The sequence below is a fragment of the Microvirga roseola genome (genome assembly GCF_020866965.1).
GTDB classification, from domain to species: Bacteria; Pseudomonadota; Alphaproteobacteria; order Rhizobiales; family Beijerinckiaceae; genus Microvirga; species Microvirga roseola.
This window is the reverse complement of record NZ_JAJATX010000010.1, coordinates 74,599-96,567: the sequence shown is the minus strand read 5'-3', so window position 1 is coordinate 96,567 and position 21,969 is coordinate 74,599. Positions and strand designations below refer to the sequence as shown.

The window sequence follows — 21,969 nt, the reverse complement described above, 5'->3', positions numbered from 1 at the left end:
TGCATTAGAAATGATCGTGCCATGACGCGGCTTTGAATGCCCGAAAACGACCTGGGGGGCAGTATCGGAGACCTATCATGGGTATCTATGCACAGCACATCGGACCGCGCATCGTGCGGTGTCTCTGCTGTAACCCGAACATCGCGCAGGAGCGCGGCAAGGTCGTCCCCCGCGCCAGGGGAACCGTTCTGGAGATCGGAATCGGGCCGGGTCTCAACCTGCCCTACTACGACTCCTCACATGTCGAGCGCGTAATTGGCGTCGATCCGAGCGAAGACTTCGTCAGGCTCGGGAAGGATAATCTCGCTTCCTCTGCGGTGCCAGTGACGCTCATCCAAGCTCCTGCCGAGCGGATCCCCCTCGACGATGCATCTGCCGACACAGCCGTGATCACCTACACCTTGTGTTCGGTCCATGACCCGGCGCAAGCGCTGCGGGAGGTCAGGCGTGTCCTCAGACCGGGCGGAAGTGTCCTGTTCCTGGAGCATGGTCTCTCCGGCGATGCAGCTGTCGCCCGGTGGCAGAAACGTCTGAACCCGATCTGGCGTCCCCTTGCTGTGGGCTGCAATCTTACCAGACCCGTGGCCAAGCTCCTCGAATCCGCAGGATTCCGGATCGAACAACTCGAAGAATTCTATCTTCCGGCAACACCGCGGCCGGTCGGGTTCCATTCACGAGGTACAGCCAAGCGGATCCACTAGGCGAAATCCCTCTGCATCGAAAAGCGAGGTAGGAGTGTCATCATGCATTCCTTTGCAAGGAACGGCGACGTCTTCATCAGCTTCCGTGATTTCGGAGAAGGCCAACCGCTGGTTCTGCTGCACGGCTTCAGCCTCAGCAGCCGAGACTGGTTCGACATGGGTTATGTCGAGCCGCTGGTCGAGGCCGGATACCGCCCCATCCTCGTCGATATCCGCGGGCACGGCGAGAGCGGAAAACCTCACGAACCTGATGCCTACACCGAGGAGGCCCAGGCCGGCGACATTGCATCCGTCCTGGATGCACTCGGCATCGAGCGGGCCGACATCCTGGGTTACTCCCGGGGTGGGCGCATGGCCCTGGATTTCGCTTGTCTCTATCCCGACCGCGTCGTCCGGCTCGTGATCGGCGGCGGCCATCCCTTCCGGCAGGACATGTCCCAATTCCGTGCAGCCACCGCGCACGGAATTGAAGGCTGGCTCGCAGTGATCGAGCAGTCCGGCGGCCCGCTGCCTGCCCAATTCCGCACCCGCGTCGCGGCTAATGATATCACGGCGCTGAGGGCTGCAGTTGCGCTGGACCGGCCGGATATATCCGGAGAACTGGGAGCGCTCCGCTCGCCGTGCCTCTTCTTTGTGGGAGCCGACGACCCGTTGCGCCCGCTGGCTCATAAGGCTGGGACGCTGCTGCAGACTGCGAAAGTGATCGACATACCAGGCTGCAACCATATGACGGCGCTGCAGAGGGCAGATCTCGTAGTGCCGCATGTACTGGAGTTCCTCACCGAGAGCGAACCTATCGTCATGAACGCCTGATCACCCGGAGGAGCTCTCGCTTTCCTGTCTGCAACCACGCTTGGCACGAGGAACAAAGGAGGTCAGACGCTTGAGGCTTGCCCTGACAGCGCCTACAATCTGCCGCTACGCGAGGCGCCATTCCGCGTCAGTTGGGGGAACGACGTCCTCGCGCAAGACAGCCGAACGTTCGTGCAACCGGTAGCCGCCATGCTGCAACGTTTCGAGTACACCTTGTCTTGCATGATCCGACTGCGTCCGCGCAGGCAGGCGGCGGCAGCTTGTGCGCGCCTGTTGTTCCTTTTCGGCGTGTTCATTCCCGCCCTTATCGCCTTTCCAGGGTGCAACTCCTCCGATGCTGCCGAAACAGGCCGGCGGGTCCTCCATGTGGATTCCTATCATCAGGGAAATGAGTGGAACGACCGGATCGTCGCTGCACTTCGGGATACCCTCACGGCAAAGGATGTCGAATTGCGCGTCGTACACCTCGACGCCAAACGCCGGCCGTCCGAAGCGGAGATCCAGGCATCCGCTCTCGGCACGTTGCGCCACATCGAGGAGTTCAAGCCTGACGTGGTGACCGTCAGCGACGATCCTGCCGCGCAGTATCTCGTGATGACCTACCTGCGGAACACCACGATTCCTGTCGTCTTCTGCGGGCTGAACTGGGATGCCTCTGTTTACGGCCTGCCGTATCGCAACACCACCGGCATGGTCGAGGTCTCACCGATCCCGCAGATCATTCGCCTGCTGCGCCAGCACGCGCGCGGCAACCGCCTCGGCTTTCTCGCCGAGGACACGGACGTCAAACGCAAGGAAATGGCCTTTCACGAGAAGCTATTCGGGATCGTGTACGAGAAAGCCTACTTCGTTGGCTCCTACGAGGAATGGAAGGAAGCCTTTCTGAAGGCGCAGCAGGAAGTGGATATGCTCCTGATCCTCGGCGTCGGCGCGATCGCGGACTGGGATCTCGACGAGGCCCGCCGCCTTGCGGAGGAGCACACCAGGATTCCGAGCGGCACCGACTTCGAATGGCTCACACCGGTCAGCCTCATGGGCGTGGTAAAACACCCGGAGGAGCAGGGGCGCTGGGCAGCGCAGGCCGCCCTGCGCATTCTCGACGGTGTGGAGCCCAGCACCATTCCGCTCACCTACAACCGGGATGGCGAGCTTTTCTTCAATGCACGCATCGCCCGGCAACTCAGAATCAGGGAAGCCCCGCCCCTGGCCAGGACGGTGCCATGACAGCTCCCACGGATGCGTCATCGGCTTCCCGCTCAAGACCGAAAAAGTCGATCACCCGGCAGACTCTCCGCCGGATCACGCTGCGCATCAGCATTGTCGTCGCAGTGGCGACGATCCTCAGTTATTGGCATGTGCGCAACGGCTTCGAGCAGCAGGCCCTTGAGGTTCTGGAACGTTATGTGGAGCAGAGGCGGGACCGTGAGAGCGCCGTCTTCGACTTGGCAAGCGGCAATCTTCGCACTTTTTCGGAGGCCTATCTCCGGGAGATCCGCCAACTCGACCCGCGGGATGCGGAGCGGCGCTTTTCCGCATTGTTCGAGACCCGGCCCGACGGCACCACGCGGCTCACCGATGCGGTCTTCAACACCTATGGCGTCACGGGCTTTATCGGAAAGCATGTGGTCGCGAACAGAGATCTGAAGCGGCGGCTCATCGCTGCCTTCGATCTCATCAAGCAGTTCGGTCCAGCCTGGGCGAGCCAGTTTGCCAATCTCTATGTGCTGACCCCGGAAGGGGCCGTCATCATGTACTGGCCGGGACAACCGTGGGGCCTGAGGGCCAGTGACTGGGAGGTAGCTGGCAAACTGAACCTGCTCACCGACCGGGACGACTCCATCGTGGTCGCGGGCGCCAGCGCGCCGCTTCCCATCGTGGATCGGCAGGAGCGCTGGTCGGAGCTTTACTTCGACTACGGCATCAACGACTGGCTGGTCTCAACCGTTCGCCCCGCTTTTGCCGACGGCACGCTCCTCATCCAGGTCGGGCAGGATATTCTGATGCATGACCTCCTGGGGCGCGCCCTCAGCGAGGATCTGAAAGGTACCTATAACCTCCTGTTTTCCGATAGTGGCGAGTTGATCGCGCATCCGCGTTTCATGGATGCCATCCAGGCCCGCAGCGGCTCCCTTCCGATTGCAGAGACGAAGGACCCGCATCTGGCCCAGATCCATCGGCTTGCGCTCGAGCGCAAGTCCGATCAGATCGTCATGCGCAATGCGCCGTATAACGAGATCGTCGCCCTTACAAAGCTGAGCGGACCCGGCTGGACCCTGGCGACGATCTTCCCGCTTACGCTCACTGCGGCCAATGCCTGGGAGGCCGCGCGGATCGTGCTCGTCATGGGCCTGCTGGCGCTCCTGATCGAGCTCTACATCCTCAGTTCGACCCTGAAGACGCAGATCGCCGTGCCCCTGCGCCAGCTTGTCAGAGCGACCGGATCGGTTGCCCGAGGGCAGCCCGGCACGAAGCTCGACCTGCGCCGGGATGATGAGTTCGGCGAGTTGGCCGCCGCTTTCACAGCCATGGCACGGCAGGTCGATGCCCGCGAGATGGCGTTGAAGGAGAGAAGTGCAAGCCTGGCGGAGCTTAACTCTCAGCTGGCCTACGAACTGGCGGAGCGCGAGCGCGCGGAGCGGGAATTATCCCACCATCGGGAACTCAATGCGCTCCTGGAGACCGTACAATACGGCGTTCTCTTCCTGGACCCGGAGCTGCGCATCCGCCTTGCCAACCGGGCCTACCGGGAAATGTGGGACATGCCGGCCGATTTCTATGACCAGCCGCGCACTCTCGAGGAGGATATGGAGGAGAGCCAGGCATTGGGGCTCTACGATGTGTCGGAGGACGAGTGGGCGCGCTACAAGGCCGAGCGCCTCGCTTCGATCCGGCAAGGGGACGTTGCACCAACGGAAATGCGGTTTCGCAGCGGCAAGGTTATCCTATACCGCTGCACCGCGCTTCCCGACGGCGGCAGAATGCTCACCTATTTCGATATCACGGAACTCAAGCGGATCGAGGAGGTGCTGCGCCGCCAAGTGGCGGCCATGGAGGCAGCCATGGACGGCATGGCGATCCTGACGCCGGATGCCAGCTACGAGTACCTGAACGCCGCTCACCTCAAGATCTTCGGATATGACCACATGTCCGAACTGAAGGGAAAGAGCTGGCGGCGTCTCTACCCGGAGGACGAGCGCAAGCGATTGGAATCAACAGGCCTGGTCACCCTGTTTCAGGAGGGCCGCTACAGCGGCGAAGCTATCGGTCTGCGGCGTGACGGCAGCACTTTCCCTCACGACTTCTCCCTTACCCTGCTGCCGAACGGCGGTTTGATCTGCGTCGTGCGTGATATCTCGGAGCGCCATGCCCGGGACGAGGCTCTGAGGGAGGCGAAGCGTCACGCAGAGGAGGCGAGCCGCGCCAAGTCCCAGTTCCTCGCCAATATGAGCCACGAGCTCCGCACCCCTCTCAATGCGGTGCTCGGCTACACGGAGCTGCTGCTGGATGGCCTCTATGGCACGCTGCCGGACAAGGCAGACACCGTTCTTAAACGGGTGCAGGCCAACGGCCGCCATCTGCTCGCCCTGATCAACGATGTCCTCGACCTGTCCAAAATCGAGGCCGGAGAGCTCTCAATCGTCCGGGAGCCCTACTCCATTCACGGCCTCATCCAGACCGCGATCTCCGCCATGGAGCCTCTGGCCCGGGCCAAAGGCCTCGACCTGAAGGCGTTCGTGTCTGAGGGGCTGCCGGCGGGTCTCGGCGACGAGCGGCGTCTGATGCAGGTTCTGCTCAACCTGATCGGAAATGCCATCAAGTTTACGGAGAAAGGTTCGGTCGAAGTTGCCGCCGCAGTGGACGATGGACGCCTGCAGATATCCCTGACTGATACGGGGATCGGGATCACGCCGGAGGATCAGCAGCTGATCTTCGGCGCCTTCCAACAGGGCACCAATGCGTCCGCGGCCGGCCAGGGCGGTACAGGGCTTGGTCTCGCCATCTCCAAACGGATCGTCGAGATGCATGGTGGATCGCTCACGGTCCACTCCGAGATCGGATGCGGCTCGACTTTCACGATCGACCTGCCCCTCGATCCGGCATGCGCGGATATGGAGGTCGCATGACGGGAAGCTGCATCCTGATCGTCGAAGACACGGAGGACAACCGGCAGATCATGCGCGATGTCCTGACGAATGCGGGCTTCGCTATCGTCGAGGCGCATGACGGCCTCATGGCCGTCGGCCTCGCAGCGGAGGTGAAGCCCGATCTGATCGTCATGGACATCCAGCTTCCCATTCTGAACGGCTATGAGGCAATCCGCCTGATCCGGGCCGATCCCGGCCTCCACCACGTCCCTATCGTGGCCGTGACGTCCTATGCCCTCTCCGGAGACGAGGAGAAGGCCCGGGAAGCCGGCTGCAACGCCTACATCGCCAAGCCCTTCAGCCCCCGCCAGCTCCTCGCGATTGTGCGCGAGTTCCTGGACTGACAAACGGAGCCTCCATGCGCGAGCGTCCTCTCATCCTGGTCGTGGACGACGTCGCCGAGAACCTTGATATCGTCACGATGCGTCTGACGGCCCAGGGGTACGCCGTCGAAATGGCGAGGAACGGGCGCGAGGCCATCGAGCGGACACATGCGCTTCGACCTGACCTGATCCTCCTCGACGTCATGATGCCGGAGATCGACGGCATCGAAGTGACGAAGAGGCTTAAGGCCGACCCCGCAACGCGGACCATCCCGATCCTGCTGCTTACGGCGCGCTCCAGCACGGAGGACGTGGTGGAGGGCCTCGACGCCGGCGGCGACGACTACATCACCAAACCTTTCGACCAGACGACCCTTGTCGCGCGGGTGCGCTCGCTCCTGCGCGTCAAAACGCTCTACGACACGATCCAAACGCAGGCGGAAGAGTTGGCCGCCATGAACCAGGATCTGGAAAGCCGCGTCCGGCAACAGGTGCAGGAACTGGAGCGCATGCGCGAGTTAAGGCGGTTCCTGCCGCCGCAACTGGCTGACATGATCATCTCGCAAGGCCGCGAGGCTCCGATCCTCGACCATCATCGCTGCGAGATCGTCGCCCTGTTCTGCGACCTGCGGGGCTTCACCAGTTTTGCGGAGATCGCCGAGCCGGAGGAGATCGTGGACCTCCTGAATGCCTACCATGCGGCGCTCGGCCCGCTCATCCATGAGGCGCAAGGGACACTCGAGCGCTTCCTCGGCGACGGCATGATGATCATCTTCAACGATCCCCTGCCCTGCTCCGATCCGGCCTCCCGCGCCGTGAGGCTTGCCGCCGCCATGCGCGATCGGTTTCACGGGCTGGCCCAAAATTGGGAACTACGCGGCTACGCCATAGGCTTCGGGCTCGGCATCGCCCAGGGCTACGCCACGCTCGGGCGGATCGGCTTCGAAGGGCGGTTCGACTATGCCGCCATCGGAACCGTCACCAATGTGGCGGCCCGCCTTTGCGCGGAGGCCCTGGACAGCCAGATTCTGGTTACCCAGCGCATCGCCTCCGAGATCGGCGAAATCGCCGATCTTCAACCTATCGGGGACCTTCAACTGAAAGGCCTGAGCAGGCCGGTTCCGGTCTTCAACGTCGAAGGTCTCAGGACTCCGGCCTGAGAAGATGAAGTGAGATTATTGGCTGCGGGTTTGATCGGCGTCACTGCGGCTGGCACGCCGCCGCTCGCGCCTGAGGCGCTTCATCAGGGCAATAGATGCCACCATGGTCCGTTCGAGTTCATTGAGAACAACACTGGCATTCGGGACATTGGTTAGGTTATTTTGTTCTAGCTTCAATGGTCTGGCTCCCGCTTCTTCTTGTACAATATTGTCAAATGAGCGCTTGGCGGAGACAATCAAGCCTCGCAGTGCGGCTGGAATATGGCCTCGGCCAGGACGGCATCCCTCTTTATCTCCACGATAGCTTGGCGTCTTCTCATGTGATCTCGGTCTTGTGGTTCATGAAAGGCCCTGAGGGGTTAATCCCGAAGGAAGGACGAGAAAGCGGCTGCCTGCCCTCGGGCTAGCTGCCTATAGCCTACGACCATGAACAGTTTTCCCCAGCCTTGTAGCCCGTAGGCAGCGCCGCCTTGGAACCGGGCAATATGCCTCAACATTTGACTCGCAGGTGAGCGTTGCAGGGATAAACTGTCATGAGAATCGAAGATGATTCCTCCCAGAAGGGTGGAGAAGACAGGCTTTGATGGGCAGGCAGACAGATCCTTTCCCCTCGGATCGCGGAACTCCACCGCCCAAAGCAACTCGCTCTCGAATTCGGACCTCTCTCGCATTTGCCTCCGTTCCGGCGCCTCTGCGCGGCGCCTGGAACGATGATCCTGCGCAGCCTCCAAACCAGGAGTCGGTCATTGAGCAAGCATCATGAGAAGCAGCGCCGCAAAGCCCGCCGTTCCCATGAAACGGCACAGGTCTTCGAGCTGAACGGCTCCAAATTCCAAGGTGAACGCAATCCCCCGCCGATCAAACCGCTCAATGCCACGCAGGACGACTACCTCGACGCTCTAAAGACCAGTTCCCAGGTCGTCGTTCTTGGACCGGCAGGCACCGGTAAGACCTGGATCGCCGCCACCTACGCTGCGGATCTCTACCGCCAACGCCGCATCTCCAGGATCATCCTGACCCGCCCCAATGTGCCCTGCGGCCGCTCTCTCGGCTTCTTTCCCGGAACTCTCGAAGAAAAATTCGGCCCCTGGGCCGCGCCTGTGATCGAAGCCATCAAGGAGCGGATCGGCACCGCAGCCTACGAAATCGCGCTGAAGAACGGTGATATTGAGATGGTGCCGTTCGAGATCATGCGCGGACGCTCGTGGAAGGATGCCTTCATCCTCCTCGACGAGGCGCAGAACGCCACGCCTGCCGAAATGAAGACCTTTCTCACCCGCATTGGCGAGGATTGCACCGTGGTCATCAACGGCGACGTGAGTCAGTGCGACCTGCGTGAGACCTCGGGCCTGCGCACCGTTATCCACCTGATCAAGTCGCAGATGCTGCCGGTGCCCATCGTCGAATTCAGCTTGAGCGACATCGTGCGATCCGGCGTCTGCGAGATGTGGGTCCGCGCCTTCGAGGAGGTTCACTGCTGACAGTTTCCTTGGCGGAACTCCGCTAGGTCCTGCCAAAAGAAAACACCCCCTGCCAGATGGCAGGGGGTGTTTTCATGGTGTCTGATAGGGATCGTTACGCGGCCTCGATGGCCCCGACCTCTCGGCCCTTGCGGCCCTCGACGATGGAGATCCGGACCGACTGGCCCTGCTCCACGCTGCTGAGGCCTGCCCGCTCAAGGGCCGAGATGTGAAGGAACAGGTCCTTGGGCTCGCCCTCGACAGAGACGAATCCATAGCCCTTCACCGTATCGAACCACTTTACCGTGGCAGGGACATCCGGGGGACCGGCCACCGGGCGAGGACCGCCGCGCGGCTGGGAGAAGCCGCCGGGCTGGCTCTGCCGCCCCGGCCCGCCCTGCGGCCTCGGCCGCGACTGCTGGGGCTCAGCGGTGCTGGTATCGACGCTGACGATCTCGTTGACCTGGGGCCCCTTCTGGCCAGCTCCGACCTGGACGACCAGGGTCGTGCCGGGCTCCAGGGCCGTATGGCCGGATGCCTCGACCTGGCGGATGTGCAGGAAGGCCTCGCCCGAGCCGTCAGTCAGCTCCACAAAGCCAAAGCCCTTGTCGGGGTTGAACCATTTCACCCGCGCTTCGGTCTCGCGGCCGGGTTCCGACCAGGAGGGCCGCTGCTGCGGACGCTCATAGGTCGGTTGCGGGGCATAACCGCCCCAGGGATCTTGAGGTTGGTCGCCGAACTGACGGCGACGGTCGCGGTGGTCGTTTCCTCGGCCCATGAGGCAGCCTTCTGAAGTCTAACGTTTCCATGAATGCGCTACAGGCCTACCGTTCTCAGGGGCCATAGGCAAGCTGATTGCTGAGCATCAACAAGGATATAATGCACCGGAATCGGGAGCGCCGTCCAGCCTGCATCTTTGAAAACGGCTCAGGAAACCCGCTTTGTCATCGCCGAAACTTGGCCCAAAAGAATAGTTCGGGCCATTCACGCATCATTCGGCTTGGTTTTAGCGGCGCCGTGAGGCCAGTTCCGCGACGGTGCGCGCTGAACCATTCGCATAAAGGCGCTGCAGCGCCGCCGTCACCGGCCCGGTGAACCGCGGATTGCCGGAGAGATCGTCTCCAAAGACTTCGCGCAGGGCGAACAGCGCCGTGGAAAGCTGCTCAGCAGAGCCCCCTGCCCGATCCGCAAGCTCCCGCAGCTGTCCCGCCAGGGGATCGCGCACATCGATGGGAGCGCCCCTCTCGTCGGTCCCCGTCACGTAGCGCATCCAGGCGGCCACCCCAAGGGCGAGCCGCTCGATGGGCGCATCGCCACGAAGACGGTCCCGGATCGTGCCGAGCAGTCGCTGGGGCAGCTTCTGGGATCCATCCATAGCGATCTGCCAGGTGCGGTGCCTGAGCGCCGGGTTCTTGAACCTCTGGATGAGCGCGCGCTTGTAGGACGTGAGATCCGCCCCTGGGGGCATATGGAGCGTCGGCGTCACCTCCTCGTCCATCAGGCCTTCGACCAGGCGGGAGAAAGCGGGGTCGGCCATCGTGTCCGCAACGGTCTCGTAACCCGCGAGATAGCCGAGATAGGCGAGTGTCGAATGACTTCCGTTGAGGAGCCGGAGCTTCATATGCTCATAGGGCTCCACATCGGCTACGAACTCCGCACCTGCCTCCTCCCAAGCCGGCCGGCCTGAGGGGAAGCGGTCCTCGATCACCCATTGAGTGAACGGTTCGGTCACGACAGGCCATGCATCGGCGACGCCGAGAGCCCGGCCAATCCGCTCGCGGTCCTCGTTGCTGGTGGCGGGCACGATCCGGTCGACCATGGTCGAGGGACACGACACCTCATCGGCTACGAACCGTCCGAAACCGGGCTCCACCAGTTCAGCGAGACGGGTGAGGACGCGCTTCACCGTGCGCCCGTTCGACGGAAGATTGTCGCAGGTCAGAACCGTGAAGGGCGGCACGCCCGCCATGCGCCGGCGGCGCAGGGCCTCCACGATGAAGCCGGGAGCAGTGCGCGGGGAACGCAGATTCGCCAGATCGTGCACGATATCCGGGTGGCTCTCGTTCAGGGCGCCTGTCGCCGGGTCATGGCAATAGCCCTTCTCGGTCACCGTCAGCGTGACGATCCGCGTCGCCGGGTCGGCCATGGTGCGAAGAAGCTCTTCCGTCGCCCTGGGGGCGACGATAACCCGGCCGATGGAGCCGATCACCCGGAGCGCTTCGCCCTCGTGGGAGCGGACCGAGAGGGTGTAAAGGCCGTCCTGCGGATCGAGCGCATCGTAGGTGTCCGGGCTGCGCAGGCTGGCGGCCACGATGCCCCAGCGAGGATCATGGATCAGTATGTCATCCGTATAGACGGCCTGATGCGCCCGATGGAAAGCCCCGATGCCGAGATGCACGATTCCGGCGGTGACCGCGCTCCGATCGTAGCGGGGTCGCTGAATGCCCGCCGGAAGGCCTGCGAGCGTCGTTCCGTTCAGACGTTCGTTCATCCCTGCCCCTCAATGCGCCGGCTGTTGCTTCGCGCGGGTGACGATCTGCGTCGGGTTGACGAAGCGCAGCGCAATGATGAGCCACACCAGCGTCGTCACCATATAGACCACCGCCATCGCGTCGATAGACTGGACGGCCCGCACGCCGGCCGCGAAGACGGCATAATAGAGCGCAACGACCAGGGTCTGGCTCGTCGGCCCCGCCACGAGGAAGGTCAGCTCGAACATGGCGATGGTGCGCACCAGCACCAGAAGCAAAGCCGCCAGGATGCCCGGCAGGAGCAGCGGCAGAAGCACATGGATGAAGAGCTTGAAGGTGTTCGCGCCGAAGACGCGGGCGGCCGCCTCGATCTTCGGGTCGATCTGCTCGATGAACAGGATCATCAAGAGGATCACGAAGGGAACGGTCGGCACCAGATTGGCCACCACGACCCCCCAGAACGTTCCCGCAAGCCCGGTCTGGTAGAGAACGGTCGCGAGCGGAATGCCGAAGGTAATCGGCGGGATGAGGAGCGGCAGCAGGAAAAGCAGCAGAAGCATGCGCTTGCCGGGAAAGTCACGCCGGGCAAGCGCGTAAGCCGCCGTGACGCCCAGCGCTCCGGAAATCAGCACCACCGCCCCGACCACCTGGAATGTGACGAGGAGAACGTCTCCCAGCTGGAACTCGCTCCAGGCCGAGGAGTACCACCGCGTCGTCCAGCCCGCCGGCAGCCAGGTCCCGAGCCAACGCGTGGCGAAGGAGCTGGTGACCACTGTGCCGATCATGGCGAAGAGATTGACGACGAAAAAGCCGACCATAGTCCAGACGGCCACAGCCCAAAGCTTCGAACCGAGTGTCGTATCGCGGATCATCGGCTTACCCTTTCGCGCCGGAGGCCGGGCCGCGGTAGAACAGCCCGCGGGAGGCCAGCACCGCCACGACGATGCCGAGCTGGACGAAGCCCATGATCATCGCCACAGCGGAGGCCATCGAGTAGTCGTATTCCTCGAAGGCCGCCTGATAGGCCGCAATCGAGATGACGCGCGTCGGTCCCGCAGGCGCACCAAGCAGCACGGCCGAGGGAAATACCGAGAAGGCCTGCACGAAGGACAGGCAGAAGGTGATGGCAAATCCCGGCATCAGGAGCGGAAGGTAAATGTGGCGGAAGCGCTGCCAGGCGTTGGCTCCGAGGGTTGCGCCGGCCTGCTCCAGGGCCGGGTCGATGCCGGTGACATAAGACAGGGTCAGAAGGAACGTGAACGGGAAGCCTGTGATCACGAGCGAGGCGAAGACGCCCCAGTAATTGTGGACGAGTTTCAAAGGCTGGTCGATCAGCCCAACCGTCATCAGGGTCCTGTTGAACCAGCCCTGGGGGCCCAGATAATTCAGCAGGCCCTCGGCCACGAGAACGGTCCCCAGCGTGATGGGCAGGACGAGGATCGTCGTCAGGAGGCGTTGGCGGCGCATGAGGCGCACCCGAAAGGCGATTGGAACCGCCAGAAGCAGGTTCAGGATCGTAACGGGAACGGCGAGCCATAGCGTCTTGGCAATGGTTTCATAGAGGAACGGATCCGAGAAGAAGCGCCGGTAGTTGGCGAGCCAATCCCCCCCGGCCTTTGGCTCGAAGGACAGGACGAAGCCGAAGGCGAAGGGATAGACGAACAGGACAAGGCTGAAGATGGCGGCCGGCACCACGAGCAGGGTAACGGCGTCGAAGCCGCGGGAGGCCAGCCGCTGGCGCAGGCTCGGCCCCGCTATGACGGCCGGGGTCGGCGCAAGGACGTCCATCAGGCTCTCCCCTGGACCGGCTCGGCGAAGACGAGGACGCGGCTGTCATCCGCCCGCAGATGGATGGGCGAGCCCGGCGCAACCTCCTGATGGGAACGGAAGACGAAGTCGAGGCCGCCTTTCGAGTGCGCCGTCCCGACGAACTCGCGGCCCCGGTACTCGATGGTGTCCACCGTCACGGCCAGGGCATTCGGCCCGGGCTCTCCGGCCACCAGATCGTCCGGACGGATGGAGGCGTAGGCCGACGAGCCAGTCGAGACCCGCTCGCGAGCCATGCCGCCGATCTGCGCTCCCTCGACATCCAGAAGGACCCGGCCGTTCTCGTGCGAGATCACGCGACCCTTGAGGCGGTTTCGGAAGCCCATGAAGTCTGCGACGTCGAGATGGGTCGGCGCATCGTAAAGCTCCTTCGGCGTCCCCACCTGCCGGACGATTCCGTCCTTCAGCACGACGATCCGGTCGGCGAGCGAGAGCGCCTCGTCCTGGTCGTGGGTCACGTAAATGGTCGTTGCACCGAGCTGGTTGTGGATGCGCCTGATTTCGGCGCGCATCTCGAGGCGCAGCTTGGCGTCGAGATTGGACAGGGGTTCGTCCATCAGCACGAGCGGAGGCTCGATGACGATGGCGCGGGCAATCGCCACGCGCTGCTGCTGACCGCCGGAGAGCTGGCCGGGCAGCTTGTTTTCCTGCCCCCCGAGCCGGACGAGGCTGATCGCCTCATCCACCTTGCGGTCGATCTCCGCCTTCGGCCGGCCGCGCATCTTGAGGCCGAACCCGATATTCTGGCGCACATTGAGGTGGGGAAAGAGCGCATAGTTCTGGAACACCATGCCGAACCCGCGCTCCTCGGGCCTCAGGGTGTCGACCCGGCTCTTGTCGAGCCAGATCGCTCCCCCCGTGACGGGAAGAAGGCCCGCGACGCAATTCAATGTCGTGGACTTGCCGCAGCCAGAGGGCCCGAGCAATGCGATGAACTCCCCTCGCTGAACCGTCAGGGAAACATCACGCAAGGCGTTGAGGGCTCCGAAATCCCGGCTGACGCGGTCTAGTCGGACTTCGTTGAATTGTGACAAAGCAATCGTCATCGCGGGCCTCTGACTTACTGGCGCTTCGCGCCGCCGACCTGTTCATCCCACATGCGGAACGCAACCACCATCTGCTCCGGCTGGAGCGGAAGTTCGATGGGGTTTTCGGCGATCCACTGCTCGTATTCGGGACGGCCGAACTCCTTGATGGCGGCCTGGCTCTCGGGCGGGGCCATGTCGAGGGTCACGCCCTGCACGGCAGGACCGGGGTAGAAATATCCCTCGTCATAGGTGTAGGCCTGCTGGTCCTTGGTGAGCAGGAAACTCATCAGGTCGAGGAGAACGGCGACCTTCTCGTTGGAAAGCCCCTTCGGCACCGACATGTAATGGGCATCCGCCACCCAGTGGAAGCCGTCGATCTTGCCGACCTTGGCCTCCTTCGGCACCACGCCGAGGACGCGCGGGTTGATGTCCCAGCCCGTCGTCGTCACCGTCATGTCGCGGGAGCCTTCGCCGAGTTCCTTCATCACCGCGCCCGTGCCGGACGGGTAGTACTCGACGTACTGGCCGAGCTCTTTCAGGTAGGCCCAGGTCTTGTCCCAGCCCTTGGCCGGATCCTGCGGGTTGCTGTCCCCGAGGATGTAAGGCAGCCCCATGATGAAGGTGCGGCCCGGTCCCGAATTGGCCGGACGAGCATAGATGAAGCGACCCGGATTGGCTTTGGCCCAGGCCAGCAACTCCTGGGCCGTCTTCGGCACGTCCTTTACCTTGTCGGGCATGTATTCGAGCAGCGGACCCGATGGATAATAGGTCACGACGACACCCTGCCCTTTTGCAAGCGACTGCATCTTGGCGGCGGCCGGGATATAGATCTGCTCGAGATTGGGCAGCGCGGATGCGTAATCCGGCAGCAGCTGGACCCAGAGATTCTGCTCGATACCGGCGGATAGCGCATCGGTGCCGGTGAGCACAAGGTCGATATCGACGCGGCCCGCAACCTGCTGCGCCTTGAGCTTGCCGGCGAGTTCCGGAGCCGGGGCCTTGGTGAAGGTGATGCGTGAGACGAGGTTGGGCTTCGCCTTGCGATAGTTCTCGATAGCCTTCTGCGTCAGCGCCAGGTTGCCTGCGACATCGATGATGTTGAGGTTGACCGGGCTTTTGGGCAACGCGAGCTGGGCGAAGGCTTTTCCGCCGAGAGCGGCCACGCCCGCGGCACCTGACACAGCACCGATGAAGGTCCGTCTGGTGAGGATATTCGTCATTCTCTCTTCCTCCCTTTTCTGTGCGGCGCGCTCCTTTGGGAGCTTGTCCGGCATCACAGCTTGTAGGCCTCTTTGGCGAGGCGATAGGCCAGGTCGTAGGCAACCTCGTGCGCCTCGTCCTCGTCGAGGCGATGGGTCGTCACGAGATTGGCGAGAAAGGCGCAGTCGACACGCCGCGCCACATCGTGACGGGCGGGGATCGACAGGTAGGCGCGGGTATCGTCGTTGAAACCGACGGTATTGTAGAAGCCCGCCGTCTCAGTGGTCAGTTCACGGAAGCGGCGCATGCCTTCGGGCGCATCGAAGAACCACCAGGCCGGCCCCAGCTTCAGCGCCGGATAGTGCCCGGCGAGCGGCGCCAATTCCCGCGAATAGCTCGTCTCGTCGAGGGTAAAGACGATCAGGGTCAATCCGGGCTCGTTGCCGAAGCGATCCAGCAGAGGTTTCAGGGCTTGGACGTAATCCGTTCGCGTGGGGATGTCCGCGCCCATGTCCCGGCCGAAACGGTTGAAGATCGCCCGGTTGTGGTTGCGGAACGAGCCGGGATGAATCTGCATGACCATGCCGTCCCCGACGCTCATGGCGGCCATCTCGGTCAGCATCTGGGCTCGGAACGTCTCCGCATCCTCGGCGCTGAAATCACCGGAGGCGACTTTGCGAAACAAGGCCTCGGCCTCCCCACGTGAAAGGTCGGCGGTTCGCGCCGTCGGGTGGCCGTGATCGGTCGATGTCGCCCCATAGTCACGGAAGAAGGCGCGGCGTTTCCGGTGCGCCTCCAGATAGCCGCTCCAGGTCGTGGCATCGCAGCCGGTGATCTCGCCGAAGCGGATGAGATTGTCGCGAAAACCTTCGAAGTCGGGATCGACGACCGGATCCGGCCGGTAGGCGGTGATCACGCGCCCGCCCCACCCGGATCGCCGGATGGTCTCATGGTGCATCAAGGGATCGAGCGGGCTTTCCGTCGTGGCGATCGCCTCGATTCTGAAGCGCTCGAACAAGGCGCGGGGACGGAATTCCGGCGTGCGGAGAGCCGCATCGATCCGGTCGTAATAATCGTCGGCATTCGCTGCGGAGAGTCGCTCCGTGAATCCGAAGAGCGTTGAAAATGTGTGGTCGAGCCAGGCCCGCGTGGGGGTGCCGCGGAAGAGATGATAATGGGCCGCGAAACGACGCCAGATCGCGCGCGGATCGCGCTCGACCGGGCTTCCGTCCCGGGTCGGAATGCCGAGGTCCTCCAGGCGAACGCCCTGGCTGTAGAGCATCCGGAAGATATAGTGATCGGGAACAACGAAGAGAGCCGCCGGATCCGGGAACGGCTCATTCTCCGCATACCAGCGCGGATCCGTATGGCCGTGGGGCGACACGATCGGTAGATTGCGGATGCCTGCATAGAGCCTGCGGGCCACGTCGCGGGCAGACGCGTCGACAGGAAAGAGCCGGTCCGGATGGATCAGCATGGCGTTCTCCCTCAACGCTTCCTCCAGCTTGTTTCCGGCCGGTTTCGAAGCGCCAACACTAGAAAGCTTAGAGCGGTCCAGATCGGTTTGCAATGGCCTACTAGTATGGTAGTGTTCCGCTTATGACGAATAAAGCACCCCTCGCCAAGCTCGATCTCAGCCGGGAACCCATGGCCCGCCAGGTGACCAGGGCCCTCCGCCAAGCCATCGTGAACATGCAGTTCGCGCCTGGAGAGATGTTGTCCGAGCAGGATCTCGCGCAGCGATTCGGAATCAGCCGCTCGCCCGTCCGTGAAGCCCTGATCAAGCTGAGCGAGGCCGGTCTCGTGCGTGTGCTGCCGCAGCGCGGAACGCAGGTTGTGAAGATCTCGCGCTCCGGCGTTGAGGACGCGCGCTTCATCCGCGAAGCGGTCGAATGTGCTGTGGTGAGAGAGGCCGCGCTCAAAGCGACACCCGTGATGCTCACAGAGCTCAATGCCAGCCTGACCCGGCAGCGGCGCGTCCAGCGCTCGGCCTCGACGGAAGAGTTTCTTTCTCTGGACGAGGAATTTCACCGTCTTCTCGCCGAGACGGCGGGGCGGCCTTCCGCCTGGCGGATGATCGAGGACATCAAACCTCAGATGGACCGGGTGCGATTCCTCGACATGAAGAAGGCAGTGCCGCGGCACTCCGTCATTGCGCAACACGTCATCATCGTGGAAGCCATCAAGGCGGGAGATCCGGTTGCGGCCGAGCAGGCGATGCATCAGCACCTGAGCGAGATCCTCCGCTCGCTCCCGGAACTCGCCGCGCAGTTTCCCGATCTCTTCGAGGCGGTGGACGAAGCCTCGCCAGAGGCCCTGAGTGCCTGAACCGGCCTTCTTGACGCGCAGCTTCAGCTGTGCCGACTCCCAAACTCCTCGCCGGCGTCCGAGCTCGGCTCCAAAAAGGTGACATCATGGAACAGACCTGGCGCTGGTTCGGCCCCGAGGATGCGGTTCGCCTCCCCCACATTCGCCAGACCGGTGCGACGGGAATCGTGACGGCCCTTCACCACATCCCCTACGGCGTTGTCTGGAGCATCGATGAGATCGAGGCCCGCAAGGCGCAGATCGCGGCCGATCCCTCGCTCGGCCTGCGCTGGAGCGTGGTAGAGAGCCTGCCCATCCATGAGAGCATCAAGATCGGGGAAGGCGACCTCACTCCCTTCTTCGACAACTACCGGCAATCCCTGCGCAACCTCGCGCAATGCGGGATCCTGACCGTCTGCTACAACTTCATGCCGGTGGTCGACTGGACACGCACCGAGCTCGCCTATCCCCTGCCCGGCGGCGGGACGGCCCTGCGATTCAACATGCACGAATACGTCGCCTTCGACTGCTTTATGCTTCAGCGCGAGGGCGCGGAGGCGGAGCATTCGCCGGAGGTCATCGCCCGCGCCAGGGCCTGGTACGAGCGCTCGTCGGAAGCCGATCGCCGCAAGCTCCTGTCCAACATCATGGCCGGGCTGCCTGGCGCCTATGACCGCTACGACGTTCCGGGCCTGCGTCTGATGCTGGACCGCTACCGGGGCATGGACAGAAACCGCCTGCGCGAAAACCTCGCCCGTTTCCTGCGCGAGGTGATCCCGACGGCCGAGGAGGTCGGGATTCGGATGTGCATCCACCCCGACGATCCGCCGCGCTCGCTCATGGGCCTGCCCCGCATCGTCTCGAACGAGGACGATCTGGCCTTTATCCTCGGTGCGGTCGATTGCCCCGCCAACGGGATCACCCTCTGCAGCGGTTCGCTCGGAGCAGGACCCGACAACAACGTTCCCGCGATTGCGCAGCGCTTCGCCAGCCGCATCTGGTTCACCCATCTGCGAAACGTCGCGAAGGAGCCGGATGGATCCTTCATGGAAGCCGACCATCTCGGCGGCGACACGGACATGGTTGCAGTCGTCAGCGTCCTGCTGGAAGAGCAGAAGCGGCGCAAGGAGGTCGGTGCCCCGCGCTGGCGGATCCCGATGCGGCCCGACCACGGCCACGAGCTCCTCGACGACGTCGGCAAGCCCACGCACCCCGGCTACCCGGCCATCGGACGCCTGAAGGGTCTCGCCGAGCTGCGCGGGGTGATGACGACGGTGGCCGCGCTCCGGAACCTGCCTCTGTAGCCCTGACCTTCTCTAGCGGCGCGCCCGAGCGCCGACATGGCTGTACTTGGAACGGAACCGTACCATACGCGATGCGGGCCGGAACGGGGCTGGTGCGGAGGGTTTATCCAATCCCCTCTTGCGACCCAGAAGGTGCATCATGGCGGCAGGCGCCTCGAACATCGTCAGACAGCCCAGCTTCATCGTCCTCGCCATCGTGGCCGCGGTCGGCTGGCTCATCGCCATCTGGGCCATCGTTGCGGGCACGAGGGAAGAAGCGGAGTATCAGAATCGAATCCAGCAGCTGGAGGTCAGCCGCGCAGCAGCCGTAACCGAACTGGAGGAACTGCGCCGGACGTCCGGAATGCTCGCCGATCTCGAAAGGCAGGTTGCAGCCGCACGCACCACCCTGGAGCAGATCCAAGCGGAGCAGCAGCAGGTTCAACAGAACCTCACAGAGGCAAGGCAAAACCTGACTGAAACGGAACGCCGCAGGGATGAGGCCATGAGGACGCTCAGTGACGCCTTGGCCAGCCGTGACCGCATCCTCGGCGAATTGCAGCAAGCACAGGCCCAATCGGCAGAGCTCCAGCAGCAACTGAACGGACTGATCGAACAGATCACGGCCCGTTCGAACGACCTCGCGACGATGGAGCGCCAACTGGACACAGGGAGGAATCCAGGGAGAGAAGCCGGACCGCCCCAGACCGGGACTGTCGATCTGGGCGCCGGCCCGAACGCCGCTTCGCCTCGCGTTCCCTCTCAGCCCAGCTATGGTTGTCGCGTGAGCGAGGGCGGCTGGGTCTGCTCGACGGGAGAGTGAGCCCCTCCTGAGCCAGACGGGGCTTACGAAACATTAGCCGATCTGAGCCGTTCTCCCTAGATCGGCACAGAATTCTCTGCAGTCGACCCAAATTCCTATCAATTCCAGGCTCCTGAGGAGCGGCCCCGCTTCCGGCGAGGCTTTGAGGCATTGCCAGGCTCTGAACAGCGAGTTCATCAGACCGGCAGCAAGAATCGGTACAGAGTATCGACGTGCAAGACATTCTGATCAAGCTCAAGCCCGGAACGCTCCGGGAATCTCTCCGGCTTGGGCTGCAGGGCGCGATTTCAGCCGCAGCAACGTACCTCCTTATGGAATGGATGGGACTTGCGGAGATGTCCTGGGGCGTGATCTCGGCGCTCTTCGTTGTCCAGCAGAGCACCGATGGAACGCTCACGGCCGCGAGCGGCCGCGTGGGCGCTACCGCCGTCGGAACGGTCATCGGCCTCGCATCGATCCAGTTCATCGGCGGTGATTTCGCGACGGCGCTGCGGCTTGCTGCCTCCGCCCTCGTCGTGAATGCCCTTGCCGCCTCCTGGCCGGGTTTGCGCTTCGGCGTCGTCGCCGCTGTCGCGATTGCTCTCGGGCCCAGCGCCAACGTCTGGGACGGCGCACTCGACCGCGGCATCGCCATCATGCTTGGCGCCCTGATCGGAACGATCGTCGGTTTCGGCGTCTGGCCGGAGACCGCCCGGCAGAAGGCGATCCGGTCGGCGCAGGCTGCGCTCGAGAACTGCGCCGACCTCCTCCAGGTTGCGCTGGACGAGACCCTGGACCCGCGTGAGCGGGAACTCGGAGCGATCCACCGTCGCTTTCTCGCGAATGTGCGGCAGGCTCACGACATGGCCTCCAGAGCGCGCCTGGGCAGGAACAACCGCCCGCCGCTGCACGAATTCGTCCATGCCCTGGAGCGCCTGTGGCATGCCCTGATCATCCTTGACCGGGTCGTCCAGGGTGACCGGCGGATCGATCCAGCTTGGTCCGCAGACATGGACTCGACCATTCACTGCATTCAGGAGGAGGCATGCGCCTATCTGGGAGAGGTAGCCCGCTACCTTCAGGAGCAGGGTCCGGCACCAACAATGGAACACCTGGATAAGATGATTGGCATGGTCGAGAAGCTCGCCGCCCCGGCCGCACTCGCAGAACCACGGGAGAATACACCCGCAGCCGAAGACCCGTTGCCGGTGCAGGCCCTCATATTCGGCCTCAGAGAGGTCGGCAGAAACCTGCGGGAGATCGGCCGGGTGCTGCAGTAGCCCAACAATCTGGCGAGCAGCGCCCGATCAGCGCCTTTTTCTCCGTCCGCATCGAATCTCGCTGTCAGACCAGGCGCCCGCGCGCGGCGACAGGAAGCTCCCCCACGATCTCCCCTCCCTGCACGGTCACGAGGCGGTCGACCATGTTGACCACCACGCAGACGTGATTGGGAATGACGCGGACGATATCGCCCACCTTGGGACGGTCGTTGCAGGCGGAAAGATCGAGGAAGCCGTGCTCCTCCGCAAAGCGTGCGATCTTGGCCTGAGGATGTTCAACAATAAGGCCATGGCCGTCGAGACCGCCCGTATCGCTGGTCAGGGTCTTTGAGCCCGAATCCAGGATCCCGCGATCGGCCTCGGCCCGGCTGACCACTGTGGCATAGACCGTCAGCGCACAATCGGAGAGGCCTGCGACGCCGGCGGCCAACATCATGCGGTCGTTGAACACATATGTCCCCGCTCGGTGTTCGGTGACGCCATCGATCCTGCCAAGATTGTTCAGATTGGGAGTTCCACCCGAAGAGACGATCCGCGGCTGGAGCCCCGCCTCCCGCACGCCCGCCGTCGCCTCGTTGAGGAAGGCCTGTGTCTCGGCCATGGCGCTCTCAGGAGGATAGAGCATGAAACCGGCGAACGAGAGCCCAGGGCGCGACGCGATGTCCTTCGCCAGGGCCACCGCCTGCGCCACTGTCGCAACGCCTGCGCGCTTGCGGCCAGTGTCGCACTCCACCACTACGTCGAGATCACGCCCGGCGATTTCTGCCGCGCGGGGCAGGCCCTCGACCACGGTCGGGTTGTCGGCGGCAACCGTCACCTTCGCCTTCGAGAGGAGCGCTCCGAGGCGGCCGATCTTGTGCTCCCCGAGCAGGTTGTACGAGATCAGGATGTCGTCGAGACCGGCCTCGGCCATGACCTCCGCCTCGCCGAGCTTCTGGCATGTGATGCCGCGCGCTCCGGCATCGCGCTGCATGGCGGCGATCACCGGGCTCTTGTGGGTCTTGATATGCGGGCGGTTCGCCACACCCGCCGCATCGCAGAGCGCCTGCAGGCGGGCGATATTGCGCTCGACGACATCGAGGTCGATCACGACGGCAGGTGTGCCGAACTGCCGGGCAATCTCGGCCTTCAGATTCTCAATCGACATGATCTATCCTTAAACGCGGCGA

The 21,969-nt window shown here is 63.4% G+C and carries 19 protein-coding genes; 11 read left to right on the top strand and 8 right to left on the bottom strand.

Annotation, left to right across the window (positions count from 1 at the left end; genetic code table 11):
• The first annotated feature begins 77 nt into the window (after positions 1-77).
• The 7 genes from LG661_RS09060 to LG661_RS09030 all read left to right on the top strand — a co-directional run bounded on the left by LG661_RS09060 (position 78) and on the right by LG661_RS09030 (position 8,623).
• Positions 78-701, top strand: coding sequence for a class I SAM-dependent methyltransferase (locus LG661_RS09060; RefSeq protein ID WP_230531551.1), 624 nt, complete (start codon positions 78-80; stop codon positions 699-701).
• A gap of 42 nt (positions 702-743) precedes the next feature.
• Entirely contained in the window at positions 744-1,514 is a 771-nt protein-coding gene (locus LG661_RS09055; RefSeq protein WP_230531550.1) for an alpha/beta fold hydrolase, read from the top strand.
• A gap of 189 nt (positions 1,515-1,703) precedes the next feature.
• Positions 1,704-2,738 carry an ABC transporter substrate-binding protein gene (locus LG661_RS09050; RefSeq protein WP_230531549.1) on the top strand — a complete coding sequence of 345 codons (1,035 nt, stop codon included), beginning with the start codon at positions 1,704-1,706 and terminating at the stop codon, positions 2,736-2,738.
• A complete protein-coding gene (locus LG661_RS09045; RefSeq protein WP_230531548.1) occupies positions 2,735-5,638 on the top strand; it encodes an ATP-binding protein in 2,904 nt (967 codons plus the stop codon). The genes LG661_RS09050 and LG661_RS09045 overlap by 4 nt, the downstream gene beginning before the upstream one ends.
• Positions 5,635-6,003 carry a response regulator gene (locus LG661_RS09040; protein WP_230531547.1) on the top strand — a complete coding sequence of 123 codons (369 nt, stop codon included), beginning with the start codon at positions 5,635-5,637 and terminating at the stop codon, positions 6,001-6,003. The genes LG661_RS09045 and LG661_RS09040 overlap by 4 nt, the downstream gene beginning before the upstream one ends.
• A 14-nt stretch (positions 6,004-6,017) precedes the next feature.
• A complete protein-coding gene (locus tag LG661_RS09035; protein WP_230531546.1) occupies positions 6,018-7,142 on the top strand; it encodes an adenylate/guanylate cyclase domain-containing protein in 1,125 nt (374 codons plus the stop codon).
• Positions 7,143-7,888: 746 nt separating this feature from the next.
• The gene (locus LG661_RS09030) at positions 7,889-8,623 is read left to right on the top strand and encodes a PhoH family protein (RefSeq protein WP_407666686.1); all 735 of its coding nucleotides are present in this window, start codon (positions 7,889-7,891) and stop codon (positions 8,621-8,623) included.
• A 94-nt stretch (positions 8,624-8,717) separates the two neighbouring features.
• On the opposite strand, the gene LG661_RS09025 is transcribed toward LG661_RS09030, so the two are convergent.
• From LG661_RS09025 to uxaC, 7 genes are all read right to left on the bottom strand, one after another.
• Complete coding sequence (locus LG661_RS09025) at positions 8,718-9,380, bottom strand: cold-shock protein (protein ID WP_230531545.1); 663 nt, start codon at positions 9,378-9,380, stop codon at positions 8,718-8,720.
• A 228-nt stretch (positions 9,381-9,608) separates the two neighbouring features.
• On the bottom strand, positions 9,609-11,093 hold the full coding sequence (locus tag LG661_RS09020) for a mannitol dehydrogenase family protein (RefSeq protein ID WP_230531544.1): 1,485 nt from the start codon (positions 11,091-11,093) through the stop codon (positions 9,609-9,611).
• A 9-nt stretch (positions 11,094-11,102) separates the two neighbouring features.
• On the bottom strand, positions 11,103-11,945 hold the full coding sequence (locus LG661_RS09015; protein ID WP_230531543.1) for an ABC transporter permease: 843 nt from the start codon (positions 11,943-11,945) through the stop codon (positions 11,103-11,105).
• Positions 11,946-11,949: 4 nt separating this feature from the next.
• Positions 11,950-12,861, bottom strand: a complete 912-nt coding sequence (locus tag LG661_RS09010) for an ABC transporter permease (RefSeq protein WP_230531542.1) — start codon at positions 12,859-12,861, stop codon at positions 11,950-11,952.
• On the bottom strand, positions 12,861-13,946 hold the full coding sequence (locus LG661_RS09005; RefSeq protein ID WP_230531541.1) for an ABC transporter ATP-binding protein: 1,086 nt from the start codon (positions 13,944-13,946) through the stop codon (positions 12,861-12,863). Before LG661_RS09005 ends, LG661_RS09010 begins: the two co-directional genes overlap by 1 nt.
• 14 nt (positions 13,947-13,960) lie before the next feature.
• Entirely contained in the window at positions 13,961-15,148 is a 1,188-nt protein-coding gene (locus LG661_RS09000; protein WP_230531540.1) for an ABC transporter substrate-binding protein, read from the bottom strand.
• Positions 15,149-15,201: 53 nt separating this feature from the next.
• Positions 15,202-16,605, bottom strand: coding sequence for a glucuronate isomerase (uxaC, locus tag LG661_RS08995; RefSeq protein ID WP_230531539.1), 1,404 nt, complete (start codon positions 16,603-16,605; stop codon positions 15,202-15,204).
• A gap of 122 nt (positions 16,606-16,727) precedes the next feature.
• Between uxaC and LG661_RS08990 the strand changes: the two genes are divergently transcribed.
• The 4 genes from LG661_RS08990 to LG661_RS08975 all read left to right on the top strand — a co-directional run bounded on the left by LG661_RS08990 (position 16,728) and on the right by LG661_RS08975 (position 20,800).
• Entirely contained in the window at positions 16,728-17,456 is a 729-nt protein-coding gene (locus tag LG661_RS08990) for a GntR family transcriptional regulator (RefSeq protein WP_230531538.1), read from the top strand.
• An 86-nt stretch (positions 17,457-17,542) separates the two neighbouring features.
• Positions 17,543-18,739, top strand: coding sequence for a mannonate dehydratase (gene uxuA / locus LG661_RS08985; protein WP_230531537.1), 1,197 nt, complete (start codon positions 17,543-17,545; stop codon positions 18,737-18,739).
• Between the two features lie 139 nt (positions 18,740-18,878).
• Positions 18,879-19,541: a hypothetical protein gene (locus LG661_RS08980; protein ID WP_230531536.1), complete on the top strand. Its 663-nt coding sequence runs from the start codon at positions 18,879-18,881 to the stop codon at positions 19,539-19,541.
• Between the two features lie 212 nt (positions 19,542-19,753).
• Entirely contained in the window at positions 19,754-20,800 is a 1,047-nt protein-coding gene (locus LG661_RS08975) for an FUSC family protein (RefSeq protein ID WP_230531535.1), read from the top strand.
• A gap of 64 nt (positions 20,801-20,864) precedes the next feature.
• On the opposite strand, the gene LG661_RS08970 is transcribed toward LG661_RS08975, so the two are convergent.
• Entirely contained in the window at positions 20,865-21,947 is a 1,083-nt protein-coding gene (locus tag LG661_RS08970) for a D-TA family PLP-dependent enzyme (protein WP_230531534.1), read from the bottom strand.
• Positions 21,948-21,969 lie beyond the last annotated feature (22 nt).

What these genes read in the sequence shown, in the direction of transcription:
- LG661_RS09000 (WP_230531540.1), bottom strand. Translation starts at nt 15,148, where the DNA reads ATGACGAATATCCTCACCAGACGGACCTTCATCGGTGCTGTGTCAGGT.
- LG661_RS08980 (WP_230531536.1), top strand. Translation starts at nt 18,879, where the DNA reads ATGGCGGCAGGCGCCTCGAACATCGTCAGACAGCCCAGCTTCATCGTC.
- LG661_RS09025 (WP_230531545.1), bottom strand. Translation starts at nt 9,380, where the DNA reads ATGGGCCGAGGAAACGACCACCGCGACCGTCGCCGTCAGTTCGGCGAC.
- LG661_RS09045 (WP_230531548.1), top strand. Translation starts at nt 2,735, where the DNA reads ATGACAGCTCCCACGGATGCGTCATCGGCTTCCCGCTCAAGACCGAAA.
- LG661_RS09035 (WP_230531546.1), top strand. Translation starts at nt 6,018, where the DNA reads ATGCGCGAGCGTCCTCTCATCCTGGTCGTGGACGACGTCGCCGAGAAC.
- LG661_RS09015 (WP_230531543.1), bottom strand. Translation starts at nt 11,945, where the DNA reads ATGATCCGCGATACGACACTCGGTTCGAAGCTTTGGGCTGTGGCCGTC.
- LG661_RS09010 (WP_230531542.1), bottom strand. Translation starts at nt 12,861, where the DNA reads ATGGACGTCCTTGCGCCGACCCCGGCCGTCATAGCGGGGCCGAGCCTG.
- LG661_RS09005 (WP_230531541.1), bottom strand. Translation starts at nt 13,946, where the DNA reads ATGACGATTGCTTTGTCACAATTCAACGAAGTCCGACTAGACCGCGTC.
- LG661_RS08970 (WP_230531534.1), bottom strand. Translation starts at nt 21,947, where the DNA reads ATGTCGATTGAGAATCTGAAGGCCGAGATTGCCCGGCAGTTCGGCACA.
- LG661_RS09040 (WP_230531547.1), top strand. Translation starts at nt 5,635, where the DNA reads ATGACGGGAAGCTGCATCCTGATCGTCGAAGACACGGAGGACAACCGG.
- LG661_RS09020 (WP_230531544.1), bottom strand. Translation starts at nt 11,093, where the DNA reads ATGAACGAACGTCTGAACGGAACGACGCTCGCAGGCCTTCCGGCGGGC.
- LG661_RS08990 (WP_230531538.1), top strand. Translation starts at nt 16,728, where the DNA reads ATGACGAATAAAGCACCCCTCGCCAAGCTCGATCTCAGCCGGGAACCC.
- uxuA (WP_230531537.1), top strand. Translation starts at nt 17,543, where the DNA reads ATGGAACAGACCTGGCGCTGGTTCGGCCCCGAGGATGCGGTTCGCCTC.
- LG661_RS09055 (WP_230531550.1), top strand. Translation starts at nt 744, where the DNA reads ATGCATTCCTTTGCAAGGAACGGCGACGTCTTCATCAGCTTCCGTGAT.
- uxaC (WP_230531539.1), bottom strand. Translation starts at nt 16,605, where the DNA reads ATGCTGATCCATCCGGACCGGCTCTTTCCTGTCGACGCGTCTGCCCGC.
- LG661_RS09060 (WP_230531551.1), top strand. Translation starts at nt 78, where the DNA reads ATGGGTATCTATGCACAGCACATCGGACCGCGCATCGTGCGGTGTCTC.
- LG661_RS09050 (WP_230531549.1), top strand. Translation starts at nt 1,704, where the DNA reads ATGCTGCAACGTTTCGAGTACACCTTGTCTTGCATGATCCGACTGCGT.